Source organism: Metabacillus niabensis (assembly GCF_902829255.1).
GTDB classification, from domain to species: Bacteria; Bacillota; Bacilli; order Bacillales; family Bacillaceae; genus Metabacillus; species Metabacillus niabensis.
In genome coordinates, this window is the sequence record NZ_CADEPK010000295.1 from 1 (window position 1) to 2,360 (window position 2,360).

General features: G+C 30.1%; 2 protein-coding genes. Both read left to right on the top strand.

Translation table 11 applies throughout. The annotated features are described in order from the left end of the window. Positions 1 to 410: restriction endonuclease (locus HU235_RS16835; RefSeq protein WP_174880955.1), on the top strand; the 410-nt coding region annotated here is incomplete at its 5' end. A gap of 428 nt (positions 411 to 838) precedes the next feature. Continuing rightward, positions 839 to 2,008, top strand: a complete 1,170-nt coding sequence (locus HU235_RS16840) for a hypothetical protein (protein ID WP_174880956.1) — start codon at positions 839 to 841, stop codon at positions 2,006 to 2,008. The last annotated feature ends 352 nt before the right edge of the window (positions 2,009 to 2,360 follow it).

The following is a 2,360-nucleotide window of genomic DNA, read 5'->3' on the forward strand; positions in this document are numbered from 1 at the left end:
ACACAATAATTAAATCTAAACTTGAAGAATTATCTTGGAGAGAGTTTGAACGCCTATGTTATCTTTACTTCAAATCAAAAGGATACACTAGTGAGACACCTGAGGGTGCTGATGGAGGTGTTGACCTAGTTGTATATAACAAACATCATAAAGCTAATGAAGCAATTCAAATAAAGCATTATTTGGCTTCTGGCAATAGAATAACTGTTAAAGAAATTAGAGAATTAAGTACAGCTAAGCGTAATCACAAATGTCCATTAGCAATGTTTATTACCACAAGTAGTTTCACAAAAGATGCTCTGTTACAAGCTGATAAATTCAGTATTGAATGTAAAGACATTCATTGGGTTAATAACAACATTGTAAAGTGGCAAGCACAACAAATTAAAACTAAAACTTACTTAAGTTAAAGTCAAAAAACAACATACGGTACAGGCACATTCTGGTTTAACAATACATAAAAAGAGAGCAAGAACATAATCTTGTCTCTCTTTTTGCTAATCACTTTAATTGTCACACTAATTGACAAAATAATGCAACCTACCCTACCGACTAACCTTCCCAAAGCTTGTGTAGGTTACCTTCACTAGTACCACCATATACTAATGACAACTCAAATTATACAACATTTTACACAAATTAATAATTAATTATCAGGAATACCTATCTTTTCTTTAATAGGTATCTATGAGAAACATTAACATTTCTAAATGGAAAATCCCTTCAACACCAAATAATCTCATTGAAATTTCAAATAACAGACTATCAATTTACAAATTTCAACAATAATGTGGTAAAATTAACATATAACCCACACATGACTAAAGGAGGTAATTTATTGAAGGATCATTTATACCAAGTCTCTATGAGAGGAGATGAAGCATCTCCAGCAACGAAATTCAAAGATTTAAAATACCTAATAAGAGATTCAGAAGTTGATAGTCTAGTTGCACAAAACTTCCCTTTGTCAGACTTTAATCCTAACGAAAGACTACTAATCAACGGTTCAGAGCAATTATTAATTTGTTTTGAACAAGTCGATGAAGAAAAGCTTGATTTCATTGAAGAATTAAAAAATGTAAAGTATGTGGGCTTATCTGATGACAGAGAGATTATCTTAAGATTTAACAATGAAATTAATAAAGATGGATTTAATGCAACTGCTATTTATGATTTCACCTATGATTTTTTAGATGATGTTTTTCATATGGGGAAATTCTCACGATTTTGTATTACAAATTCTCATTACGATCTTCTTAAAGAAAACATTGAGCAATTATTAAGTAATATGCCAACTTTGAAAAGACAGTATCGATTTTTAAAAAATGATGATAAATGGTTTTTACGTGGCATCACCTCTACACGTTATAACAACTACGACAATCACCTAGCTTTATATTTAACTTTCATTTCATTACACCAATACGCTAAAATTAATCAAACTACTTTCATTATTGACGAAGCCTATTTAACAGACTCTGAAGTACGAGCATTTTTCAGACAAAAAGATACAGTGTATATTCAAAATGTAGGAGAGTTGCACTTTGGTGCTTATCTCTCGAATAACGAAATAAGAGAAGGAACATTTTCATTAGAACTTAGATATACATTGACAAATCAAGACGGTAAAAGTTTCAGTGGAATTTCAGACTATGTCTTCAATCTAAGTCATTCTACAGGTATCAATAACATGAAAGAAAAGTTATTTTACTCTGATAAGATTAACGATCTAAAGACAATTACCCTTACCCATATTCATGAAATGAGCAAGTTAAAAAAACTTTCTGAAGATCAATTGTATCTTATCTTTACAAAGATAATAAACTCCACACAAAAGTTAGGTAAACCTACTAGAGATAAAGTTAAAGAATACAAAAGCAATAACATCCTTAATAATTCAATGACTTTAATTGAAGCATTGGATAAGATAAGCGAAATTACTACAGACATAGATGAACGTCTTCATCTAGAAAGAATCTATAATGAAGTTATCCAAAATATTAAATAATATTAAAAGGAGGATGCTTTAGAACAGCATCCTTTTTTCCATTCTTTATTTTTCTTCCACTTCTCCATCAGCTCTCTAAACACAAAATTATGGTTAATAACCATATACCAACACCCAACTAATATGAATGGTCTCGTTATGGGTATAGGTTGTTGAAAGATCAGTTCAAATACTGTTATTACAGTTACTCCAACAGTAAGACTGATTCCAGCTATCTATAAATAGATAATAAATTTATAGAAATTCATTCACTATAATCTCCTAACATTCTAGGATATTCATATCTAATAAACAAGCTTACTCGTTAACAATTTAATGTAGTATTTATCTGACAATTCCCTAAGTGTATTCA